The organism is Methylobacterium sp. GC_Met_2, assembly GCF_026540795.1.
In the GTDB taxonomy this organism is placed as follows: domain Bacteria; phylum Pseudomonadota; class Alphaproteobacteria; order Rhizobiales; family Beijerinckiaceae; genus Methylobacterium.
This window is the reverse complement of the sequence record NZ_JALNUM010000003.1, coordinates 65,817-85,366: the sequence shown is the minus strand read 5'-3', so window position 1 is coordinate 85,366 and position 19,550 is coordinate 65,817. Positions and strand designations below refer to the sequence as shown.

The following is a 19,550-nucleotide window of genomic DNA, read 5'->3' as shown; positions in this document are numbered from 1 at the left end:
CGGAACTCCCATGCTGGTGGACGCGGCCGCTTCAGCGCCGCGACCCACCGCTTACATAGGGCGCCGTGTCAGCCTGCCGACAATTCGGCCGTGACCGGCACATGGTCGGACGGCTTGTCCAGCCCGCGCAGGTGTTTCTGCACCGAGGCCGAGACCAGGCGGTCGGCGGCCTGGGGCGAGAGCAGCAGGTGGTCGATCCGGATGCCCGCGTTCCGCTGCCAGCAGCCGGCCTGATAGTCCCAGAACGTGTAGAGCCCGTCGCGCGGGTCGCAGGCCCGAAGGCCGTCGGTGTAGCCCTCGGCAAGAAGCGCGCGGAACGCCATGCGGCTCTGCGGCAGGAACAGCGCATCCGAGCGCCACGCCTCCGGATCAGCGGCGTCGGCGGCATCGGGGATGACGTTGTAGTCGCCCGCCAGCACCACCGCATTCTCGTCCTGCATCAGCGCGCACGCATGGAGCCGCAAGCGCTCCAGGAAGGCGAGCTTGTAGGGGTATTTCGGGCTGTCCACGGGATTGCCGTTCGGCAGGTAGATCGAGGCGACGCGGACCGGCCGCGTGTCGGCCCCGGAGATCAGGGCCTCGATGTAGCGGGCCTGTTCGTCCTCGGTATCGCCGGGAAGGCCGCGCCGGACCTCGGTCATCGCCAGCGGCGCGCGGACCAGCAGGGCGACGCCGTTATAGGCCTTCTGGCCCAGCGTCTCGACCGCATAGCCGGCGCCCTCGACCTCCGCCCTGGGAAACGCGTCGTCCTGGCATTTCAGCTCCTGCAGGCAGACCACGTCGGGCTTGGCCTCGTCGAGGAACGCCAGCAGGTGGGGGAGCCGTTGCTTGATCGAATTGACGTTCCAGGTCGTGATCCGCATCGCCTCGCATCCGATCGCCGCAGGGCCGTCATCCGCGCTTCGCGGCGCGCTGGCAAGGCCGGCCCGGTGCCAGATTCGCAATTCGTGCCCGTCGCGGTGCCGGTCTCTTGGCAAACGAAGCATTCCGAGGTCGCCGGATGGATTGGTTCGAACCCGTGCGGGCCTATTGCGAGCGGACCGGCGGCGAAGTCTGGGCCGAACCGGTCAACGCCCTCTCGAACGCCGCCTTCCTGATTGCCGCCGCAGCAGGGGCGCGCCGCGCGGCGCGAACCGCCCCGCCGGATCGCGCCGGACTGGCCCTGTCGGGCCTCGTCGCGGTTGTCGGAATCGGCTCGTTCCTGTTCCACACGCTGGCGGTCTTCTGGTCGATGCTCGCCGACGTGATTCCGATCGCGCTGTTCATCGACGCGTATCTCGCCCTCGCGCTCCGGTGGTACCTGCGCCTCCCCCTGGTTGCGGTCGTCAGCATGACCGCGGCGTTCGCCCTGTTCGGCCTATGCTTGACGCCCGTCCTCGAACGCCTCACCGGACTCGACGTCGCGGGTGTGAGCAACGGCTCCATCGATTACCTGCCCGCTCTGGTCGCGCTGTTCGGGATGGCCGCCGCGACCATCGGACGGCCGGAGGAGCGCATCACCGGCACCGGACGGCGACTCGCCGGGATCGGCGTGCTGTTCCTGGTCTCGCTCACCGCACGGACCCTCGACCGATCCGTCTGCACGATCCTGCCGACCGGAACCCACGCGCTGTGGCATCTGCTGAATGCCGCCGTGCTGTACGCCCTGGTGGCGACGGCCATCCGGCATCGCCAAACCGTCGGTTGAGCTGCGCCCGCCATGCAGGCGGTTTCCTTGCGGCGCGGCCGGATTTCTTGCAGAAGAGCGCCGCATCGGGCGCCCGGTTTCTCGCGGTCGTCCGGGCACGGAAGGGGTCATGCCAGTGAGTTTTCGCCTCGGGATCGCCGGGCTCGGCACCGTCGGTGCGTCCGTGGTCCGGATGGTGGAACGCCGCCGGACGGCCTTGGCCGCCGCGGGACTCGATCTGCAGGTTACCGCAGTCTCGTCGCGCGACAGGAACCGTGACCGCGGCCTCGTTCTAACGGGCATTGCGTGGTTCGACGATCCCGTCGCCCTGGCAAAGTCCGGCACCGTGGACGTCGTCATCGAGCTGATCGGCGGGGCTGAGGGCGCCGCCAAGACCGTCGTCGAAGCGGCCCTTGAGTCCGGCAAGCCGGTGGTGACCGCTAACAAGGCGCTGCTCGCCCGTCACGGCGCGGCGCTCGCGGCTTTGGCCGAGGCGCGCGGCGTCGCCCTGGCCTACGAGGCGGCGGTCGCCGGGGGCATCCCGGTGATCAAGACGCTGCGGGAGGGTCTGCCCGGCAACGCCGTGTCGCGCGTCTACGGAATCCTCAACGGCACCTGCAACTACATCCTCAGCCGGATGGAGCGCGAGGGCCTGACCTTCGAGGCCTGCCTCAAGGATGCGCAGGCGCTGGGTTACGCGGAGGCGGATCCGACCTTCGATGTCGAAGGCTTCGACACCGCCCACAAGCTCGCGATCCTGACGAGCCTCACCTTCGGCACCGCCATCGACGCGGAGGGCGTGTCGGTGGAGGGGATCTCCCGCGTCCAGCCCCTCGACCTGCGCATGGCCGACGAGCTCGGCTACCGGATCAAGCTGCTCGGCGTCGCGCAGGCGACCGAGGCCGGAATCGAGCAGCGCGTGCATCCCACCATGGTGCCGAAATCTTCGGCCATCGCCCAGGTCATGGGCGTCACCAACGCGGTCACCGTCGATGCCGATGCGGTCGGCGAATTGACCCTGATCGGGCCGGGCGCCGGCGGGGAGGCGACGGCCTCCGCGGTCTTGGCCGACATCGCCGATGTGGCGCGCGGCATCGTGCGGCCGACGTTCGGCATTCCGTCTGCCGCCATGCGCGCGAGCGAGCGCGTCGAGATGCAGCGCCACGAGGGCGGCTACTACATCCGGCTCACGGTCCACGACCGGCCGGGCGTCGCGGCCGGCGTCGCGCAGCGGATGGCCGAGCGCGAGATCTCGCTGGAGAGCATCCTGCAGCGCCGCACCGAGGGCGGCGGTTCTGATCCGCGCGGGCGCTCGGGCCGGCCGGTTCCGCTGGTGCTGATCACCTATGCGGCCACGGAAGGCAGCATCCGCGCCGCGCTGGATGCCATCGATGCGGACGGGCTGCTGGCCGAGCCGCCACAGGTGATCCGGATCGAGCGCGAATAACGGTCCACGATCGTCGCCCGCGCGAGACCGGACGGCCAAGCGATGACGATCGGCGAGCCCGGCGAAACGATCCGATGCGCCGACGTAACGTAGTTTATGGGCTCGCCCGAAACGGCGCTTAGGCTGAACGTCGCTCGCCCGACGGCGTTTAGATCGGGATCCGACACAGATCGGACCCGGACACAGGCAGGAAACGATGGCCGACACTCAGATACCCGCTTCCCGTGGGGTGCCGCGCATGCTCGCCCTGGAGCTCGCCCGGGTGACCGAGCGGGCTGCCATCGCGGCCGCCCGCCTCCGTGGAAAGGGTGACGAGAAGGCCGCCGATCAGGCCGCGGTCGATGCCATGCGCGACGAACTCAACGGTCTGCCGGTCCGGGGCACCGTGGTGATCGGGGAGGGCGAGCGCGATCAGGCGCCGATGCTGTTCATCGGCGAGCAGCTCGGTCGCGGCGAGGGGCCCGAGGTGGACATCGCCGTCGATCCCCTCGAAGGCACGACGCTCTGCGCCAAGGATATGCCCGGGGCGATCGCCGTCATGGCGATGGCGGAGCGCGGCTCCCTGCTGGCGGCCCCCGATGTCTACATGCAGAAGATCGCCATCGGTCCGGGTTACCCGGCCGGCCTGGTCGATCTCGATGCGAGCCCCACCGACAATGTCCGCGCGCTCGCCCGTGCCAAGGGCGTCGATCCCCGGCAGATCACCGCACTGATCCTGGACCGGCCCCGTCACGCGGCACTCGTGTCCGAGGTACGGGAAGCCGGAGCCGCAGTCCGCCTGATCTCGGATGGCGACATCGCCGGGATCATCTTCACGGCGAGCCCGGAGGAAACCGGCATCGATCTCTATCTCGGGATCGGCGCGGCCCCAGAGGGCGTGCTGGCCGCCGCGGCGATGCGCTGCATCGGTGGCCAGATGCAGGGACGGCTGATCCTCGACACGGCCGAACGCCGCCGCCGGGCCGCCGAGATGGGGATCGTGGATCTCGACCGGAAATACGATCTCACCGATCTGGCGAGCGGCGACGTGATCGTCGCAGCCACCGGCGTCACCGATGGCGCGCTGCTGCGGGGCGTCCGCTTCCGGCCGGACCGGATCCAGACCGAGACCGTCGTCTACCGCTCCGAGGCCGGCACCGTCCGCCGGATCCTCGGCGAGCATCGGCGCGGTCTGGTCTGAAGCACCGATCATCGGCGCCCAGAACCACAGCGGGATCAGTTCAGCACCACCACCTTGCTGCCGACCGTGACGCGGCTGAACAGGTCGATCGCGTCCTGATTGATCATCCGGATGCAGCCCGACGAGACGCTCTTGCCGATCGAGAACGGCTCAAGGGTGCCGTGAATGCGGAACAGCGTGTCCTTGTTGCCCTGCCAGAGGTACATGGCGCGGGCTCCGAGCGGGTTGCGCAGGCCGCCGGCGACGCCGAGGCCGCTCTGAAGCTTGTCGACCTCGCTCGCCAGCTTCGGGCTGCGGGCGATCATCTCCTTCGGCGGGTACCAATCCGGCCAAGCCTGCTTGGAATTGACCATCGCGTTGCCCGACCACGCGAAGCCCTGCTTGCCCACGCCGACACCGTAACGGCGCGCCCGGCCGTTTTCCTGGACCAGGGTCAGTTGGTGCGCCCGCGGATCGACGATGATTGTCCCGGGCTCATACGGGCCGTTGTAGGCGATCTCCTGGCGCAGGAACGCCGGGTTCATCTTCTTGTAGTTGAAAGCCTGAATCGGGAACACGTCGTCCGTGACCGGCCCGTAAGCCTTCGCGTAATCGATCGGCTCGTTGTCCGGTGCTCGCAGAACGGCCTTGGCCTTCGCGGCTTCCAGGGGCGAAAGCCCCGGAGCACCCGCGGCACTGCCGGGCCGGGCCGGCTGGGTCGGGTCTGCCTCCAGATCGGCCGCCGGGGGCGGTGCGGCCGGTGCGGCCGGCACCGGGCGAACGATGTCCGTGCGTCCGGTATAGGGCAGGTAGCGACCGCCGCGCCGCACATAGAGCGCGCCGTTCTGATCCTGATAGAGTTGGCCGTCATCGCCGAAGCCGTCGATGCCGGATTCGGCGACTGGGCCGCGACCCTGGGCATGAGCGGTCGCGGTCAACGCGAGGGCGGCAAGGCCGGCCAGACAAAGGCGGCGGATCGGGGCGGACATGCAACGATTTCCTTAGATGGCGACACCGCAAGGCGTGGCGGCGCGCGATCGAGCGGGCTGGCACGAATACGTGGCCCAGCTCAGTCCGTGACTTAGCAAATATCCGGTGTCGCCGCCAAGTTGCGTTGCCGGTGTCGGGCAGTCTGCAATGCTCTTCTCCGGGGTACTGTTGCCGTTGTGCCGCTACGGTGATCGCGTTCTGAGCTGACGGACCCAAGACCGGCGATCCGCGAAGCCTGCGCAGGATCCGAGAGGGTCGGTCCGCGAGGTGGTGCGGCGCCCGTTTACTCGGCAGCTTTGCCTTCGGGAGCGGCACCGTCACGCCCGGATGGCGATCGGCATGTAGGCGTACGCCCTCTGGAGGTCGCCACCACCGCAGCGTGCGATCTGGCACGCTTGCTGCATTGCGGAGGAAGCCGCGCCTGCTGCGGCCATGGAGCAACGACGCTCCAAATAGCGGACGGTGTGAGTCCGGATCCCCCGGCATGAGCGACCGCGTTGCGGTTCGCCCACTATAGACGAGCACCCCTATGGCCAGCTTCAAGACGGTAATGAAGTCGGGGCACCCCCCAACTCTGTTCGCGGCATTCCTCTACTTCGATTTCTGCTTTGCGATCTGGGTCCTGAACGGTGCCATGGGTCCGTTCATTACAGAGACCTACAAGCTGACGCCGGCGCAGACCGGTTTCATGATCTCGTTGCCGATCCTGGCGGGCGCGCTGATGCGCTTCCCGCTCGGCGTCTTGGCCCAGTATATCGGCCGCAAGAACGCTGCGATCACCGAGATGAGCGTGATCATGCTGGCGATGGCCTACGGCTATCTCTTCGTCTCCTCTTACAGCGACGTGCTCGCCATGGGCGTGCTGCTCGGCATCGCCGGTGCGTCCTTCGGCGTTGCCTTGTCGCTGGGCTCGGGCTGGTTCCCGCCTGAGCACAAGGGGCTCGCCATGGGCATTGCGGGCGCCGGCAATTCCGGGACGGTGCTGGCCGTGCTGTTCGCCCCGCCGCTGGCGCAGGCCTATGGCTGGCAGACGACCTACGCCTTCGCAGGCGTCGTGATGCTGCTGCCGCTTGTGGTCATGATCGTGCTGGCGAAGGAGCCGCCGGACACCGAGCACCAGTCCTTCAAGGAGCACATCGCCTGCCTGTTCACCAAGGACGGCTGGGCCTTCTCGCTGATCTACGTCATCACCTTCGGCGGCTTCGTCGGGCTGTCGAACTTCCTGCCGACCTTCTTCTACGAGCAGTTCGCCGTGACCAAGGTCGAGGCCGGCCGGCTGACCATGCTGGCGGCCTTCATGGGCTCGGGGATCCGGATCGTCGGCGGCTATTTCGCCGACCGGATGGGCGGGATCGCGGTGCTGTCGGTGGTGCTGCTCGCCGCCATCGCGACGTTCCTGTCGCTCACCGCGACCCCGTCGCTGGCGCTGACCACGATCCTGTTCATGCTGTGCTTCGCTGCGCTCGGAGCCGGCAACGGCGCGCTGTTCCAGCTGGTGCCCCTGCGCTGGCCCAACAACACCGCGGTCGCCGGTTCGATGATCGGCGAAGTCGGCGCACTTGGCGGCGCGATCCTGCCGAACGTCATGGGCCTGTCGAAGCAATATACCGGCTCGTTCTCGTACGGCTTCATCGGCTACGCGGCGTTCACCGCGATCGTGCTGGGATGCCTTGCCCTCTGGCAGCGCAAATGGGTCGGACGCTGGGTCGGGCCACGCGGCAAGGCGCTCGGTACGGCGCCTGCCGAAGCGTCCGGACAGCTGCAGCCCGCCACCGCCTGAGCCGGCCGCCACGATCGACCAACCCGGAACGGGGGCCCTCGCGGCCCCCGTTTCTTTTGAAGCGCCCATCGTCAATTCCCGGACACGGCGTAATTCCGGGTTGCCATTCGCCTCTCGAAGCGTTTGAATAATGCATTACGAGAGAGCGCCCAACTGCAGGTTGAGGCGCCGGGCGGCCGGCAGCGGCAACGCCGCTATGGGAAGGAACGGTCGATGGCGAAGCGCGTAAGCGCCACGAATGGCGTGCTCGGCCTGCTCTGTGTGATGTATTTCATCACCTATCTGGACCGGGTGAACATCGCCACGGCGGGCGCCGAGATCATCCGTGATTTCGGCATGTCGAAGACCGATTTCGGCCTGATCCTGTCGGCCTTCGCCTACCCCTACGCGATCTTCCAAGTGATCGGGGGGTCGGTCGGCGACAAGTTCGGCGCCCGGCGGACGCTGCTGGTCTGCGGCCTGATCTGGGCCATGGCAACGATCCTGACCGGGATGGTCGGCGGGTTGGTGAGCTTGTTCCTCGCCCGGGTCCTGCTCGGCTTCGGCGAGGGCGCGACCTTCCCGACCGCGACGCGGGCGATGCAGAACTGGACGGCCCCGGGCCGGCGCGGCTTCGCGCAGGGCATCACTCACGCCTTCGCGCGGCTGGGCAACGCAGTCGCGCCCCCGATCGTCGCCTACCTGATCTATCATTTCGGCTGGCGCACCAGCTTCGTGATCCTGGGTGGGGTGAGCTTCATCTGGGTCGCGGTCTGGTACCTGTATTTCCGCGACGACCCGTCCGAACACACGGCGATCACCCAGGCTGAGCTCGACACGCTGCCCGCACCCCGAAAGGTCGGCGCGAAGCAGACCGTGCCGTGGGGCGCGTTGACCCGGCGCATGCTGCCGGTGAGCATCACGTATTTCTGCTACGGCTGGACCCTGTGGATGTTCCTCGGCTGGCTTCCGAGCTTCTTCAAGGAGAATTACAGCCTCGATCTCAAGAACTCGGCGTTGTTCGCCTCGGGTGTGTTCTTCGCCGGCGTGATCGGCGACACGGTCGGCGGCGTCCTCAGCGACGCGATCCTGCACCGGACCGGCAACGTGAAGCGCGCCCGGCTGTCGGTGATCGTGGTCGGGTTCCTGGGTGCGGCCGCGAGTCTGGCGGGCGTGCTGCTCACCCGCGACCTGACCCTGGTCGCGCTGCTCCTGTCCTCCGGCTTCTTCTTCGCCGAGCTGGTGATCGGGCCGATCTGGTCGGTGCCGATGGATATCGCGCCCAAATATGCCGGCACCGCCAGTGGGCTGATGAATACCGGCTCGGCGATCGCCGCGATCGTCTCGCCGATCGTCTTCGGCGTGGTGGTGGACTTGACGGGCAGTTGGACGCTGCCGTTCATCGGGTCGGTGGGGCTCTGCCTGCTCGGCGCCGGCCTCGCGTTCACGATGCATCCCGAGCGCGAATTCGTGGAGCCGGACGGGCGGCTGGTCCAGCCGAGCGCCACCGTCCCGGCGGGAGAATAGACCCACGATGGCGGAACAGACCGGACGGTTCGGCCCGCTCGCCGGGATGCGGGTGATCGAACTCGCGCACATCATGGCCGGCCCGGTCTGCGGGCTGATGCTCGCCGACATGGGCGCGGAGGTAATCAAGGTCGAGAAGATGGACGGCGACGATACCCGCCGCACCGTCCCGCCCGCCCTTGAGGGCGAGAGCGCTGCCTACATGATGATGAACCGCGGCAAGCGCGGGATCAGCCTCAACCTGAAGGACCCGGATGGCATCGCGGTGCTGAGCCGCCTGCTCAGGGGGGCGGATGCGCTGATTGAGAACTACCGCGGCGGCACGATGGAGCGCCTCGGCATCGGCTACGAGACCCTGCGCGAGGAGTTCCCGGAGCTGGTCTACTGCTCGCTCTCCGGCTTCGGCCGCACCGGCCCCTACGCCGACCGCGCCGGGTTCGACCTCGTCGCGCAGGGCATGAGCGGGCTCATGTCGGTGACCGGGGAGGGGCCCGGCCGGCCGCCGATGAAGTGCGGGCCGCCGGTGACCGACATCACCGCCGGCATCCTCGCCGCAATGGGCGTGCTGGCGGCCTATTCCAACCGGCTCCGGACGGGTAAAGGCCAGGCGGTCGACACCTCGCTGTTCGAGGCCGGCATCACCCACACCTACTGGCAATCGGCCATCGCCATGGCGACGGGGATCGCGCCCGGCCCGATGGGCTCGGCCCATCCGCTCAACGCGCCCTACGAGGCGTTCGAGACCGCCGACGGCTGGATCACCATCGGGGCGGCCAACCAGACCAACTGGCTGCGCCTCCTGAAGGCGATCGGTGCCGACGCCTTGGCGGAGGATCCGCGCTTCGCCCTCAACCGCGACCGGATGGCCAACCGCCAGGAGCTGGCCGCGACGCTGGCTCCGATCTTCCGGGCGCATTCCTCCGCGGAATGGCTGGCACGGCTCGAAGCCGGCGGCGTCCCGGCCGGGCCGGTGCTCGATGTCAACGCCATGCACCGCGATCCGCAGACGCGGGCGCGCGAGATGGTGGTCGAGGTCGATCACCCGCGGGTCGGCCGGATGAAGACGCTGGGCCTTCCCGTCAAGTTCTCGGACACGCCGGGCCGCGTCCACGGGCCGGCCCCGTTGCTCGGCGAGCATTCCCGGGCGATCCTGGCCGAGGCCGGCTATACGGCCGACGAGATCGACAGCCTGATCACGCGGGGCGTCGTCCGCGAGACCGTCGCCTGACCCGACGCCCGGAGACCGTTCCGATGAGTGCCACGCCCGCCACCGACGAGTTGCTGTTCACGACCGACGAAGCCGGCATCGCCCGGATCGTGCTCAACCGGCCGCAGGCCCGCAACGCGCTGACCTTCGCGATGTATCAGGGCCTGATCGGCTGCTGCGAGGCGGTCGCCGACAACCCGGCCGTGAAGGCGCTGATCATCACCGGCGCCGGCGAGAAGGCCTTCGCGGCCGGCACCGACATCGCGCAGTTCCGCGCCTTCAAGACCGCCGAGGATGCGCTGGGCTACGAGCGCTTCATGGACCGGGTGCTCGGCTCCCTGGAGCGCCTGCGGGTACCGACCATCGCGGCGATCGCGGGCGCCTGCACGGGAGGCGGGGCCGCCATCGCGGCGGCCTGCGACCTGCGCATCGCCACCCGCGACGCCCGGTTCGGCTTCCCGATCGCCCGGACGCTCGGCAACTGCCTGAGCCAGGGTAATCTCAAGCGCCTCTCGGGACTGATCGGGCCGGCCCGGGTCAAGGACATCATCTTCACCGCGCGCCTCGTCGGGGCCGAGGAGGCCCTGGCGATCGGGCTCGTCGGCGAGGTCGTGGAGGATTGCGCCGCCCTGACCGCGCGGGTCGATGCGCTGGCGCAGCTTCTGGCCGGCCACGCGCCCCTGACCATGCAGGCCACCAAGGAAGGGCTGCGCCGCCTCGCCGAGGAGGAGGCCACCGCCGAGGGCGAGTCGCATCCGGGCGATGACCTGATCCTCATGTGCTACATGAGCCAGGATTTCCGCGAGGGCATGGAAGCGTTCCTCGGCAAGCGCACGCCGGACTGGACCGGGCGCTGAACCGGCGCGCTCAGCCCGGTTCCTGGCAGATATCGACCCAGGTCGCCCCGGTCAGGTCGGCCATGCGGCCCGGCGCGATCCGCACGGCGCTGTGCGTGCTCCCGGCAGCCGGGACGACCTCGTCGAAGGCTCGGAGCGTCACGTCGCAATAGACCGGCAGCGGCGCGCTCAAGCCGAACGGGCAGACCCCGCCGACCGGGTGGCCGGTGGCCGCCTCGACCTCGGCGAGATCCAGCATCCGGACCTTGCCGCCGAACACCGCCTTGGCCTTCTTGTTGTCGAGCCGGGCATCGCCGCGGGTGACGACCAGGATGACCTGATCGCCGACCCGGATCGACAGCGTCTTGGCGATCTGCGCCGGGGCGACGCCGTGGGCGGCTGCGGCCTCCGCGACGGTCGCGGTTCGGGTCGCCAGTTCGAGGACCGCGATATCGGGCGCCTTCTCGGCGAAGTACGCCCGGACGGAATCGAGGCTCATCGGTGTCTCTCATGCAGGGGCAGTCGTGCCCGCGAAGCGCGCGCGATCACCCGAGCCTCATCGCGGGCCGGCGTGATCGCGTCCAGCGCTTAGAGCTGCGCCCGATCGCGTTGCAACACGGGACACGACAGCGACGCCACCATCGCGGACCGAGGCGCGGGTCCCCTCTCCCGTGCAGGAGGTGTCTGCTTTCGCAGAAAGCCGGGTGAGAGTTGAGACCTGTCCGGAGGAGGCGCACCCTGTCGGCGCCTTAACGGTGCGCGCGATCCTGAACCTTCTCGTCCCTCACCCCAGCCCTCTCCCGCACGGGAGAGGGGGCAGGTTGCGCTTATGCGGAGGACGAATGCCCGATCAATCCTTCAGCGGCCGTGCCTGCAGGATCGCCGCCCGGACGAAGGGGCGCTTCAGCGATGTGCCGACATTCGCCCGCCCGACGAATTCCTGCGCCCCGGGGTGGCTGCGCACCGCCTTGATGAGATTCAGCCGGTGGCCGCTCCGGAACCGGTAGGGTTCCGCCACCGCGCCCTGCAGGAACGCCTCGACGCTCGCGTCGATCTCGTCCTCGGCGATGACGTTGGCCGCGTGCAGCATCTGGATGGTCCGGAGGTCGGTCATCCCGTGGTGATAGCGCGGCGCGTCCGGCGACGCGACTGTAGCGTCGCCGGGATCCGCAGCCTATCGCGTCGTGGCCAGCAGCAGGTCCGGCAGCCACATCGCGATGCCCGGCACGAGGCACAGGATCAGGATCGCCACCGCCATCAGCAGCACGAAGGGCAGGGTGCCCCAGATGATGTCCGAGAGCGGGATGTCGGGGGCGATGTTCTTGATCACGAAGATGTTGAGCCCCACCGGCGGGTGGATCAGGCCCATCTCCATGGTGATGGTCATCACCACGCCGAACCACACCAGATCGAATCCGGCGGCCTTCAGCGGCGGCAGGATGATCGGCGCCGTCATCAGGATGATCGAGACCGGCGGCAGGAAAAAGCCCAGCACGATCACGAGCGCCAGGATGGTCACCAGCAGGACCCAGGGCGAGAGCTGCATCGCCACGATCGCGGCGGCTGCCGATTGCGAGATGTGCAGGTAGCTCATCACGTAGGCGTAGAGCAGCGACATGCCGATGATCAGCATCAGCATGGTGGATTCACGCAACGTCGCGGTCAGGATCGGGCTGACGTCCCGGAACCGCCACACGCCGTAGATCGCAGCGATCAGCGCCAGCGCCATCAGGCCGCCGAGACCCGCCGTCTCCGAGGGCGTGGAGTAGCCGCCATAGAGCGCCACCATCACGCCGGTCAGCAGGACCACGAACGGCAGCACCCGCGGCAGCGTCGAGAAGCGCTGCGCCATGCTGTACTGCTCGTCCGCCAGGATCGGCGAGGCCGGGCCGCCGCGCTCCACGACCGCCCTCGCGGTCGCGTATTCCGAGCGGAACCGGATCACCGACCAAGTGGCGAACAGGCTCACGAGCAGCAGACCCGGCCCGATCCCCGCCAAAAACAGGCGCCCAAGCGATTGCTCGGCCGCCACCGCGTACAGGATCATGGTGATGGAGGGCGGCAGCAGGATGCCGAGCGTGCCGCCGGCCGCGATGATCCCGGCCGCGAAGCCCGGCGAGTAGCCGCGCTTGCGCATCTCCGGGATGCCGGCCGAGCCGATCGCCGAACAGGTCGCCGGGCTCGAACCCGCCATGGCGGCGAACAGCGCGCAGGCGAAGACGTTGGCGATGCCCAGGCCCCCGGGGATGCGGTGCATCCAGGCATGCATGGCCGAGTAGAGATCCTGGCCCGCCTTGGACCGGCCGATCGCCGCGCCCTTCAGGATGAAGAGCGGGATCGACAGCAGGGTGATGGAGGCCATCTCCTCGTAGACGTTCTGCGCCACCGTATCGAGGGAGGCGCCCGGCATGAACGCCACCATGAACGCCAACGCCACGAAGCCCAGCGCGAACGCGATGGGGATGCCCGACAGCATCGCCCCCAGGGTGGCGCCCGCGTACAGGAAACCGATCGCCGCCGTGCTCATCGTTGACCCTTCGCGGTGACCGTCCGGCCCATCGGGTCCGGTCCCTCCGGCGCGATGGTCTGGTTGAGGTCGGCGCCGAGCCCGATCTTGGGTTTCGCCCACCCGGCCGCGCGCGGCCCGTAGGCGAGGCCCTCGGCGATCTGGAGGGCGAATTGCAGGCACAGCAGGCTCATGCCGGCCGCCATCAGCGTGTAGGGAATCCACAGCGGCGGCCCCCAGGTCGATTGCGAGACCTGACCGTCGGTCCAGGCCTCATGATCCAGGGACCAGCTCTTCCAGGCGAAGAACAGGCAGAAGACCAAGCTGACGACGTCCGCCAGCAGCAGCCGGACCCGGTTGGCGGCCGGCGACAGCAGGCCGGTCAGCGCCTCGATCGCCACGTGGCCGCGCTTGGCCTGGACGCCGGCTGCCGACAGGAAGGTGGCCCCGATGATCAGGAACACTGCCATCTCATCCTGCCACTCGGTCGGCTCCTTCAGCAGGTAGCGGACGACGACGCTGTGGGTCAGCACGAGGCAGGCCGCCACGAGGCAGAGGCCGCCGATCCCCAGGATCACGCGGTTCAGGAGACGCATCGCCCGATCGAGGGTGCCCAGCAGTCCGGGCAGCCGCGGCTCGTCGGCCCGGGCCTCGGGCGGCGCTGTGGCGGCGTCGAAGCCGTGGCTCACGCGACCTGCTCCGCGAGCTTGAGCAGCTCCGCGCAGTTCGCGTTCTTGCCGGCATAGTCCTTCCAGGCGGTGCCGCGGGCGAGGTCGCGCCACTGCCCGAGGGACGTCTCGTCGAGCTGCGAGACCTTGGCGCCGGCCTTGCCAAAAATCTCCTCGACGCGGGTGTCGTCTTCCTTGGCGCCGGCCTGACCGAAGGCCTCGAGCTCGCCGCCCACCGCCATGATCAGGTCCTGCTGGTCCTTCGGCAGGCCGGAGAACACGGTCTTGGACATCATGATCGGTTCGAGCATGAACCAGTAGGACCGCTCCCGGCCCGAGGTGAGCGCCTTGGCCAGCTCCTCCAGGCGGAACGAGATCAGGCTGGTGGACGAGGTGATGACCGCGTCGCACGCTCCGGTCTGCATCGCCGCGTAGGATTCGTTCGACGGAATGGAGAGGGTGGCGGCGCCCGCCTCCTTCATCATCATATCCATCTCGCGCGAACCGCCGCGGACCTTCATGCCCTTGGCATCCGCCGGGCTGACAAGGGGCCGCTCGCGGCTGGCGACGCCGCCCGACTGCCAGACCCAGGAGACGAGAATGATGCCCTTGGAATCCAGGATCTCAGTGAGCTTGCGGCCCACCGGCGCGGTCTTCCAGGCGACCGCCTGAGCGTAGGAGGTCACCAGCGCCGGCATCAGCCCGATATTCATCTCCGGCACCTCGCCGCCGGCATAGGGGCTCGGATAGAGCGACATATCGAGCGCGCCCTTACGCATGGCGCCGAACTGGGCGTTCGTCTTCATCAGCGAGGAGCCGGGATAGACCTGCACCTCCAACGCGCCTTTGGAGCGTTCGGCCACCGTCGTGGCGAACCGCCGGCACATGCGGTCGCGGAAATCGCCTTCGTCGATGGTGCCGCCGGGAAACTGATGGGACAGCTTCAACGTGGTGGCGGCTTGCGCGGACCCGACGCCGAACCTGAGCAGGGCAGGGGCTGCAAGTGTTGCAGCGATCAACGAGCGACGAGTTGGCGTCATGTTGCTCTCCCGCACCGCAAACAACGCGGCTGACTTGTTGTGCGGTGCATTCTTTGCACCGTCGCTATGTATGCATGAATGACCGGCTTGTATATTTTGTCAATGCGGAAGCATAATGCGCTTCGGTACAATCCGGGCTTTTACCGCCGGAAGCGCGCTTCGATCGGTCAACCGTACGGTTCGCCACCAGACCAAGCACTGACGCGGGAGAACGGCGTTTCAATCCGCTTCGCCGCCAACGGTCTGCGTCCGTGTTGTGGAGGCTGCGTCGACGACCTCTTTCGAGCGTCGCCGTGCGGTCGTTTCGGGTGACGGCGAGAGTGGGGCCTCTGAAAGGGCGGTCGCAGAAAAGGGATCGGGGGATGAGCCACGCGCAGCGTCTGAAGCAGCGGATCGAGGACGAGATCGTCGCCGGCGAGCTCGCCCTCGGGTCGCGGCTCGACGAGAATCAGCTCGCGATCCGGTTCGGCGTTTCGCGGACGCCGATCCGGGAGGCGTTGCTGCAACTGGCTGCCACCGGTCTGATCCAGACGAAACCCCGACGGGGCGCGATCGTCAGCGCACCGGAGCCGCACCTGCTTCTGGCGATGTTCGAAACCATGGCGGAGATCGAAGCGGCCTGCGGGCGGCTCGCGGCCCGGCGGCTCGTTCCCGCGGATGCCGCTGCCCTGCAGGCGGCGCTGGCGGGCTGCCGCGCCGCCATGGTGGCCGAGGATGCCGAAGCCTACTACGCCGAGAACTACGTCTTCCACTCCGTCGTATACCGGGCGAGCCACAACGACTTCCTGGCCGATCAGGCGCTCACGCTGCATCGCCGGCTGGCGCCGTATCGCCGGCTGCAGCTGCGCGTTCGCCAACGTGTGCCGCAGTCGCTGGCCGAGCACGAGGCGATCGTGGCAGCCATCCTGGCCGGCGATGCGGCGCAGGCAGCCGACGCGCTGCGCGGCCATGTCATCGTGCAGGGCGACCGTTTCACCGATCTCGTCGCCGGCCTGCGGGCACCGAATGCCGCCTGAGCGCAGCCGCAGGACGGTGCTTCAGACCGCCTCGGCAGCCCCGTAATTCGCGGCGATGACCGACTTCTTGCCCCGGATATGCTCGCGCATGAGAACGGCGAGCGACGCGCCGTCGCGGGCGCGCAGGAACGTGATCATGCGCTCGTGTTCGGAGACCGCGCGGGCCCATTGGTCCGGCGTCTGATGGGCCGAGTAGCGCGAACGCTGAATCCGACCCGACAGGCTCTCGTAGATGTTCGCCAGAACCGTATTCCGGCTGGCCGCCATGATGGCCTCGTGGATGCGCCGGTTGTGGCTGAAGTAGCCGGCCTCGTCGCCCGCCTTCCAGGCCGCCACCATCGCGACGTGGTCCGTGACGATGGCGTCGATTTCCTCGTCGCCGATCGTGCGGCACGCGAGGTCGCCGGCCGTGGCCTCGAGACCCGCGATCACTTCCATCATCTCCTCGAGCTCGGCATCCGAGATGCTGGCGACGCGTGCCCCCCGGTTCGGCAGGAGTTCCAGGAGACCCTCGGTCGCCAGGATCTTGATCGCCTCGCGCAGCGGCGTCCGCGAAATGCCGAAGCGCTCCGTCAACTCGCCCTCGTTGATCCGCGCCTTCGGCTCCATGTCGCCGGATCGGATCAGCTCGCGAATCCGGTCGGCCACCTCATCGTGAAGATAACGGCGGTGGATGCCGATACCGGACTCGATCTTGTTCATGGTCCCCCGACGCATGGCAGGGCCGCTTGCCTGTCTTCTCTGTCTATGTGTCCGGCAATTCAGTGTCGAGGCACGAGAGCCCGATCGAGCACGCGAGCCACATGTTCCGCGTGTATGCCGAGGCCGTCGTGGATCTGGTGACGGCAGCTCGTCCCGTCGGCGACCACGAGATCGTCGGGACCCGCGGCCCGGAGGGCTGGGAACAGGGATAGCTCGGCCATCGCGAAGGAGGTCTCGATCGATTCCGGCCTGTAGCCGAAGGCCCCGGCCATGCCGCAGCAGCTCGACTCGATCACCCGTAGGTCGAGCCCCGGGACCGACCGCAGCACGGTCTCCACCGAGCCCATCAGGCCGAAGGACTTCTGGTGGCAATGCCCGTGCAGATGGGCCACGCGGCCGCGCTGATCCGCCAGCGGCAGTTCGATCCGCCCCGTCGCGAGATCGGTGGCCAGCAGCTCCTCGAACAGCATCGATTGCTTCGCCAGCAGGGCGGTGTCCGCGCCCGGGAGGAGGGATGCGAACTCGTCGCGGAAGGTCAGCAGGCAGGACGGCTCCAGGCCGACCACCCGGGCGCCGGCCCGGATGAAGGGCAGGAGCGCGTCCAGGGTTCGCCGCGCCTCCTGCCGCGCCCGGTCGGTCTGGCCCGAGGCGAGCCAGGTCCGGCCGCAGCAGAGGGGGCGCCGCCCGCGGCTCGGATAGACCCGGTGCAGGCGATAGCCGGCGGCGCGCAGCACCCGCTCGGCCGCCTCCAGGTTCTCGCGTTCGAAGGCGCGGTTGAAGGTGTCGCCGAACAGGATGATATCGCGGGCATCGCCCGTGATGTCGTCCGGATGGGCGGCCTCACCCTGTTCGCTCCAGGGCCGGCGCCAGCGCGGCAGGGTCCGTTTCGCCGAGAGGCCCGCGAACGTCTCGGAGAGCCGTGCCAGCCCCGGGTGCCGATCGCGCAGGTTGAGGAGCGGCGCCAGCCGGGCGGCCGCCCCGGCATAGACCGGCATCAGGGCGACCAGGCGCTCGCGCAGCGGCAGCCCGTGCCGGGCGTGATAATGATGCAGGAACTCGATCTTCATCTTGGCCATGTCGACGCCGGTCGGGCATTCCCGCCGGCAGGCCTTGCAGGAGACGCAGAGATCGAGGGTCCGCTTCATGTCCGGGCTGGTGAAGGCGTCCTTGCCGAGCTGCCCCGACATCGCGAGCCGCAACGAATTGGCCCGGCCCCGCGTCAGGTGCTGCTCGTCCCGGGTCGCCCGGTAGGACGGGCACATGGCCCCGCCGACGAGCTTCCGACAGGTGCCGTTGTTGTTGCACATCTCCACGGCCGCGCCGAAGCCGCCCCAGTCCGACCAGTCGAGGGCCGTCTCCATCGGCTGGGTCACCGCGTAGTCGGGCTTGAACCGGAACAGCGACCGGTCATCCATCGCGAGCGGGCGAACGATCTTGCCGGGATTGAGCCGGTTCTCCGGATCGAAGGCGTCCTTCACGACTTCGAAGCACTTCGCGATCGCGGCACCGAAGAGGGGCGCGATGAACTCGGAGCGGGAGATGCCGTCGCCGTGCTCGCCGGAATAGGAGCCCTTGTACCGACGCACCAGCTCGGCGGTCTCCTCGGCGATCGCACGCATCTTCGCGACGTCGCCCCCCTGCTTCATGTCGAGGATCGGGCGCACGTGCAGGCAGCCGACCGAGGCGTGGGCGTACCAAGTCCCGCGGGTGCCGTGCTTGGTGAACACCGCGGTCACTGCGTCGGTGTATTCGGCGAGGTGCTCCAGCGGCACCGCGCAATCCTCGATGAACGAGACCGGCTTGGCGTCGCCCTTCATCGACATCATGATGTTGAGGCAAGCCTCGCGCACCTCCCAGACCGATTTCTGCCGGGCCGGCTCCACGATCTCGACCACCGCATCCGGATAGCCGTGATCGGCCATGCAGGCTTCGAGGCGCTTCAGATCGCGCTTCAGGGCGGCGAGGTCGTCCCCGGCGAATTCCGTGAGCAGCAGACAGTTCGGCTTGCCGCGGGTGATATCGGCCAGCGTGGTCCGGAACAGCGGTATGTCGGCGCCGAGCACGAGGACGTTGTTGTCCACCAGCTCGACCGCCACCGGATCGAGGGCCACGATGTGCCGCGTGGTCTCCATCGCGGCGCGGAACGACGGAAAGTGGCACACGCCCATCACGCGATGGGTCGGCAGGCGCGACAGCTTCAGCGTCACCGCCGTGGTGGCGGCGAGCGTGCCCTCCGAACCGACCAGCAGGTGCGCGAGGTTCGGCCGCGGCTCGATCAGAGCGTCGAGGTTGTAACCACCCACGCGCCTCTGCACCTTCGGGTAGCGGAGCGCGATCTCGTCCCGATACTCGTCCGCCAGGGTGCGCACCTGCTCGGCCAGAGCTTCAGCACGGGCTGAGCCGGTCACGCCCGACACCGTGTTGCCAGTCAGGCCGAACGTGAAGGCCTCGCCGTCATGAAACAGCGCGTCGAGGGAGAGGACGTTGTCGCTCATCTTGCCGTAGCGCAGGGAGCGGGCGCCGCAGGAATTGTTACCCGCCATGCCGCCGATGGTGCAGCGAGTCGCCGTGGACGGCTCGACAGGGAAGAACCAGCCGTCGGCCTTCACCCGGGCATTCAGCCGCTCCAGCACCATGCCGGGCTCGACCGTGATCGTGCCGGCCTCCCGATCGTAGGCCAGCACGCCGTTGAAGTGGCGCGCGCAGTCGACCACCAAGCCGGACCCGATCGGCTGCCCGTTCTGCGAGGTGCCAGCGCCGCGCAGGATCACCGGCGCACCGTGATCGGCGGCGATCCGCAACGTGGCGGCGATGTCTGCGGCGGAACGCGGCAGCACCACGCCGGCCGGCATGATCTGGTAGATCGAGGCGTCGGTGCTGTACCGGCCGCGCGTAAAGGCATCGAAGCGTGCTTCGCCCTGCAGTTGCTCGGCCAGCCTGCGCGCCAGTCCGGCATCCCGGCGCGCCGCCGCGCGCGGCGCTGTCGCGATCTGCGCCTTCGGTCCCGTCAATTCGGCATCCTCCCCG

Annotated in this window: 17 protein-coding genes; 8 read left to right on the top strand and 9 right to left on the bottom strand. The window is 68.5% G+C overall.

The window, feature by feature from the left end; translation table 11 throughout:
• Window positions 1–68 precede the first annotated feature (68 nt).
• On the bottom strand, window positions 69–863 hold the full coding sequence (gene xth / locus OXS49_RS02140; protein WP_244001437.1) for an exodeoxyribonuclease III: 795 nt from the start codon (window positions 861–863) through the stop codon (window positions 69–71).
• 137 nt (window positions 864–1,000) lie between these two features.
• On the opposite strand from xth, the gene OXS49_RS02135 reads away from it, so the two are divergent.
• From OXS49_RS02135 to glpX, 3 genes are all read left to right on the top strand, one after another.
• Window positions 1,001–1,687 carry a ceramidase domain-containing protein gene (locus OXS49_RS02135; RefSeq protein WP_267421354.1) on the top strand — a complete coding sequence of 229 codons (687 nt, stop codon included), beginning with the start codon at window positions 1,001–1,003 and terminating at the stop codon, window positions 1,685–1,687.
• Window positions 1,688–1,796: 109 nt separating this feature from the next.
• A complete protein-coding gene (locus tag OXS49_RS02130; RefSeq protein WP_244001441.1) occupies window positions 1,797–3,113 on the top strand; it encodes a homoserine dehydrogenase in 1,317 nt (438 codons plus the stop codon).
• 196 nt (window positions 3,114–3,309) lie between these two features.
• Window positions 3,310–4,293 carry a class II fructose-bisphosphatase gene (gene glpX, locus OXS49_RS02125; protein ID WP_244001443.1) on the top strand — a complete coding sequence of 328 codons (984 nt, stop codon included), beginning with the start codon at window positions 3,310–3,312 and terminating at the stop codon, window positions 4,291–4,293.
• Between the two features lie 35 nt (window positions 4,294–4,328).
• Here the strand turns inward: glpX and OXS49_RS02120 are convergent, their stop codons facing one another.
• On the bottom strand, window positions 4,329–5,261 hold the full coding sequence (locus tag OXS49_RS02120) for a L,D-transpeptidase (protein WP_267421348.1): 933 nt from the start codon (window positions 5,259–5,261) through the stop codon (window positions 4,329–4,331).
• 530 nt (window positions 5,262–5,791) lie between these two features.
• On the opposite strand from OXS49_RS02120, the gene OXS49_RS02115 reads away from it, so the two are divergent.
• The 4 genes from OXS49_RS02115 (at window position 5,792) to OXS49_RS02100 (ending at window position 10,612) form a co-directional block, all read left to right on the top strand.
• A complete protein-coding gene (locus OXS49_RS02115; RefSeq protein WP_244001448.1) occupies window positions 5,792–7,042 on the top strand; it encodes an MFS transporter in 1,251 nt (416 codons plus the stop codon).
• 213 nt (window positions 7,043–7,255) lie between these two features.
• Window positions 7,256–8,548, top strand: a complete 1,293-nt coding sequence (locus OXS49_RS02110; protein ID WP_267421344.1) for an MFS transporter — start codon at window positions 7,256–7,258, stop codon at window positions 8,546–8,548.
• A 7-nt stretch (window positions 8,549–8,555) separates the two neighbouring features.
• Complete coding sequence (locus tag OXS49_RS02105) at window positions 8,556–9,776, top strand: CoA transferase (RefSeq protein WP_267421342.1); 1,221 nt, start codon at window positions 8,556–8,558, stop codon at window positions 9,774–9,776.
• A gap of 23 nt (window positions 9,777–9,799) precedes the next feature.
• Window positions 9,800–10,612 carry an enoyl-CoA hydratase/isomerase family protein gene (locus OXS49_RS02100; RefSeq protein WP_267421340.1) on the top strand — a complete coding sequence of 271 codons (813 nt, stop codon included), beginning with the start codon at window positions 9,800–9,802 and terminating at the stop codon, window positions 10,610–10,612.
• A gap of 10 nt (window positions 10,613–10,622) precedes the next feature.
• Here the strand turns inward: OXS49_RS02100 and OXS49_RS02095 are convergent, their stop codons facing one another.
• From OXS49_RS02095 to dctP, 5 genes are all read right to left on the bottom strand, one after another.
• Complete coding sequence (locus OXS49_RS02095; protein WP_267421338.1) at window positions 10,623–11,090, bottom strand: YbaK/EbsC family protein; 468 nt, start codon at window positions 11,088–11,090, stop codon at window positions 10,623–10,625.
• A gap of 351 nt (window positions 11,091–11,441) precedes the next feature.
• A complete protein-coding gene (locus tag OXS49_RS02090; protein ID WP_267421336.1) occupies window positions 11,442–11,705 on the bottom strand; it encodes a hypothetical protein in 264 nt (87 codons plus the stop codon).
• 60 nt (window positions 11,706–11,765) lie between these two features.
• A complete protein-coding gene (locus OXS49_RS02085; protein WP_267421334.1) occupies window positions 11,766–13,118 on the bottom strand; it encodes a TRAP transporter large permease in 1,353 nt (450 codons plus the stop codon).
• Window positions 13,115–13,786 carry a TRAP transporter small permease gene (locus OXS49_RS02080; RefSeq protein WP_267421331.1) on the bottom strand — a complete coding sequence of 224 codons (672 nt, stop codon included), beginning with the start codon at window positions 13,784–13,786 and terminating at the stop codon, window positions 13,115–13,117. Before OXS49_RS02080 ends, OXS49_RS02085 begins: the two co-directional genes overlap by 4 nt.
• A complete protein-coding gene (gene dctP, locus OXS49_RS02075) occupies window positions 13,783–14,805 on the bottom strand; it encodes a TRAP transporter substrate-binding protein DctP (RefSeq protein WP_267421328.1) in 1,023 nt (340 codons plus the stop codon). The genes OXS49_RS02080 and dctP overlap by 4 nt, the downstream gene beginning before the upstream one ends.
• A gap of 362 nt (window positions 14,806–15,167) precedes the next feature.
• Between dctP and OXS49_RS02070 the strand changes: the two genes are divergently transcribed.
• Window positions 15,168–15,821, top strand: coding sequence for a GntR family transcriptional regulator (locus OXS49_RS02070; RefSeq protein ID WP_267421326.1), 654 nt, complete (start codon window positions 15,168–15,170; stop codon window positions 15,819–15,821).
• Window positions 15,822–15,842: 21 nt separating this feature from the next.
• Here the strand turns inward: OXS49_RS02070 and OXS49_RS02065 are convergent, their stop codons facing one another.
• Together OXS49_RS02065 and OXS49_RS02060 are read right to left on the bottom strand one after the other, a co-directional pair.
• The gene (locus OXS49_RS02065; protein ID WP_267421325.1) at window positions 15,843–16,523 is read right to left on the bottom strand and encodes a GntR family transcriptional regulator; all 681 of its coding nucleotides are present in this window, start codon (window positions 16,521–16,523) and stop codon (window positions 15,843–15,845) included.
• Window positions 16,524–16,582: 59 nt separating this feature from the next.
• Window positions 16,583–19,534 carry an FAD-binding and (Fe-S)-binding domain-containing protein gene (locus OXS49_RS02060; protein WP_267421324.1) on the bottom strand — a complete coding sequence of 984 codons (2,952 nt, stop codon included), beginning with the start codon at window positions 19,532–19,534 and terminating at the stop codon, window positions 16,583–16,585.
• Between the last annotated feature and the right edge of the window lie 16 nt (window positions 19,535–19,550).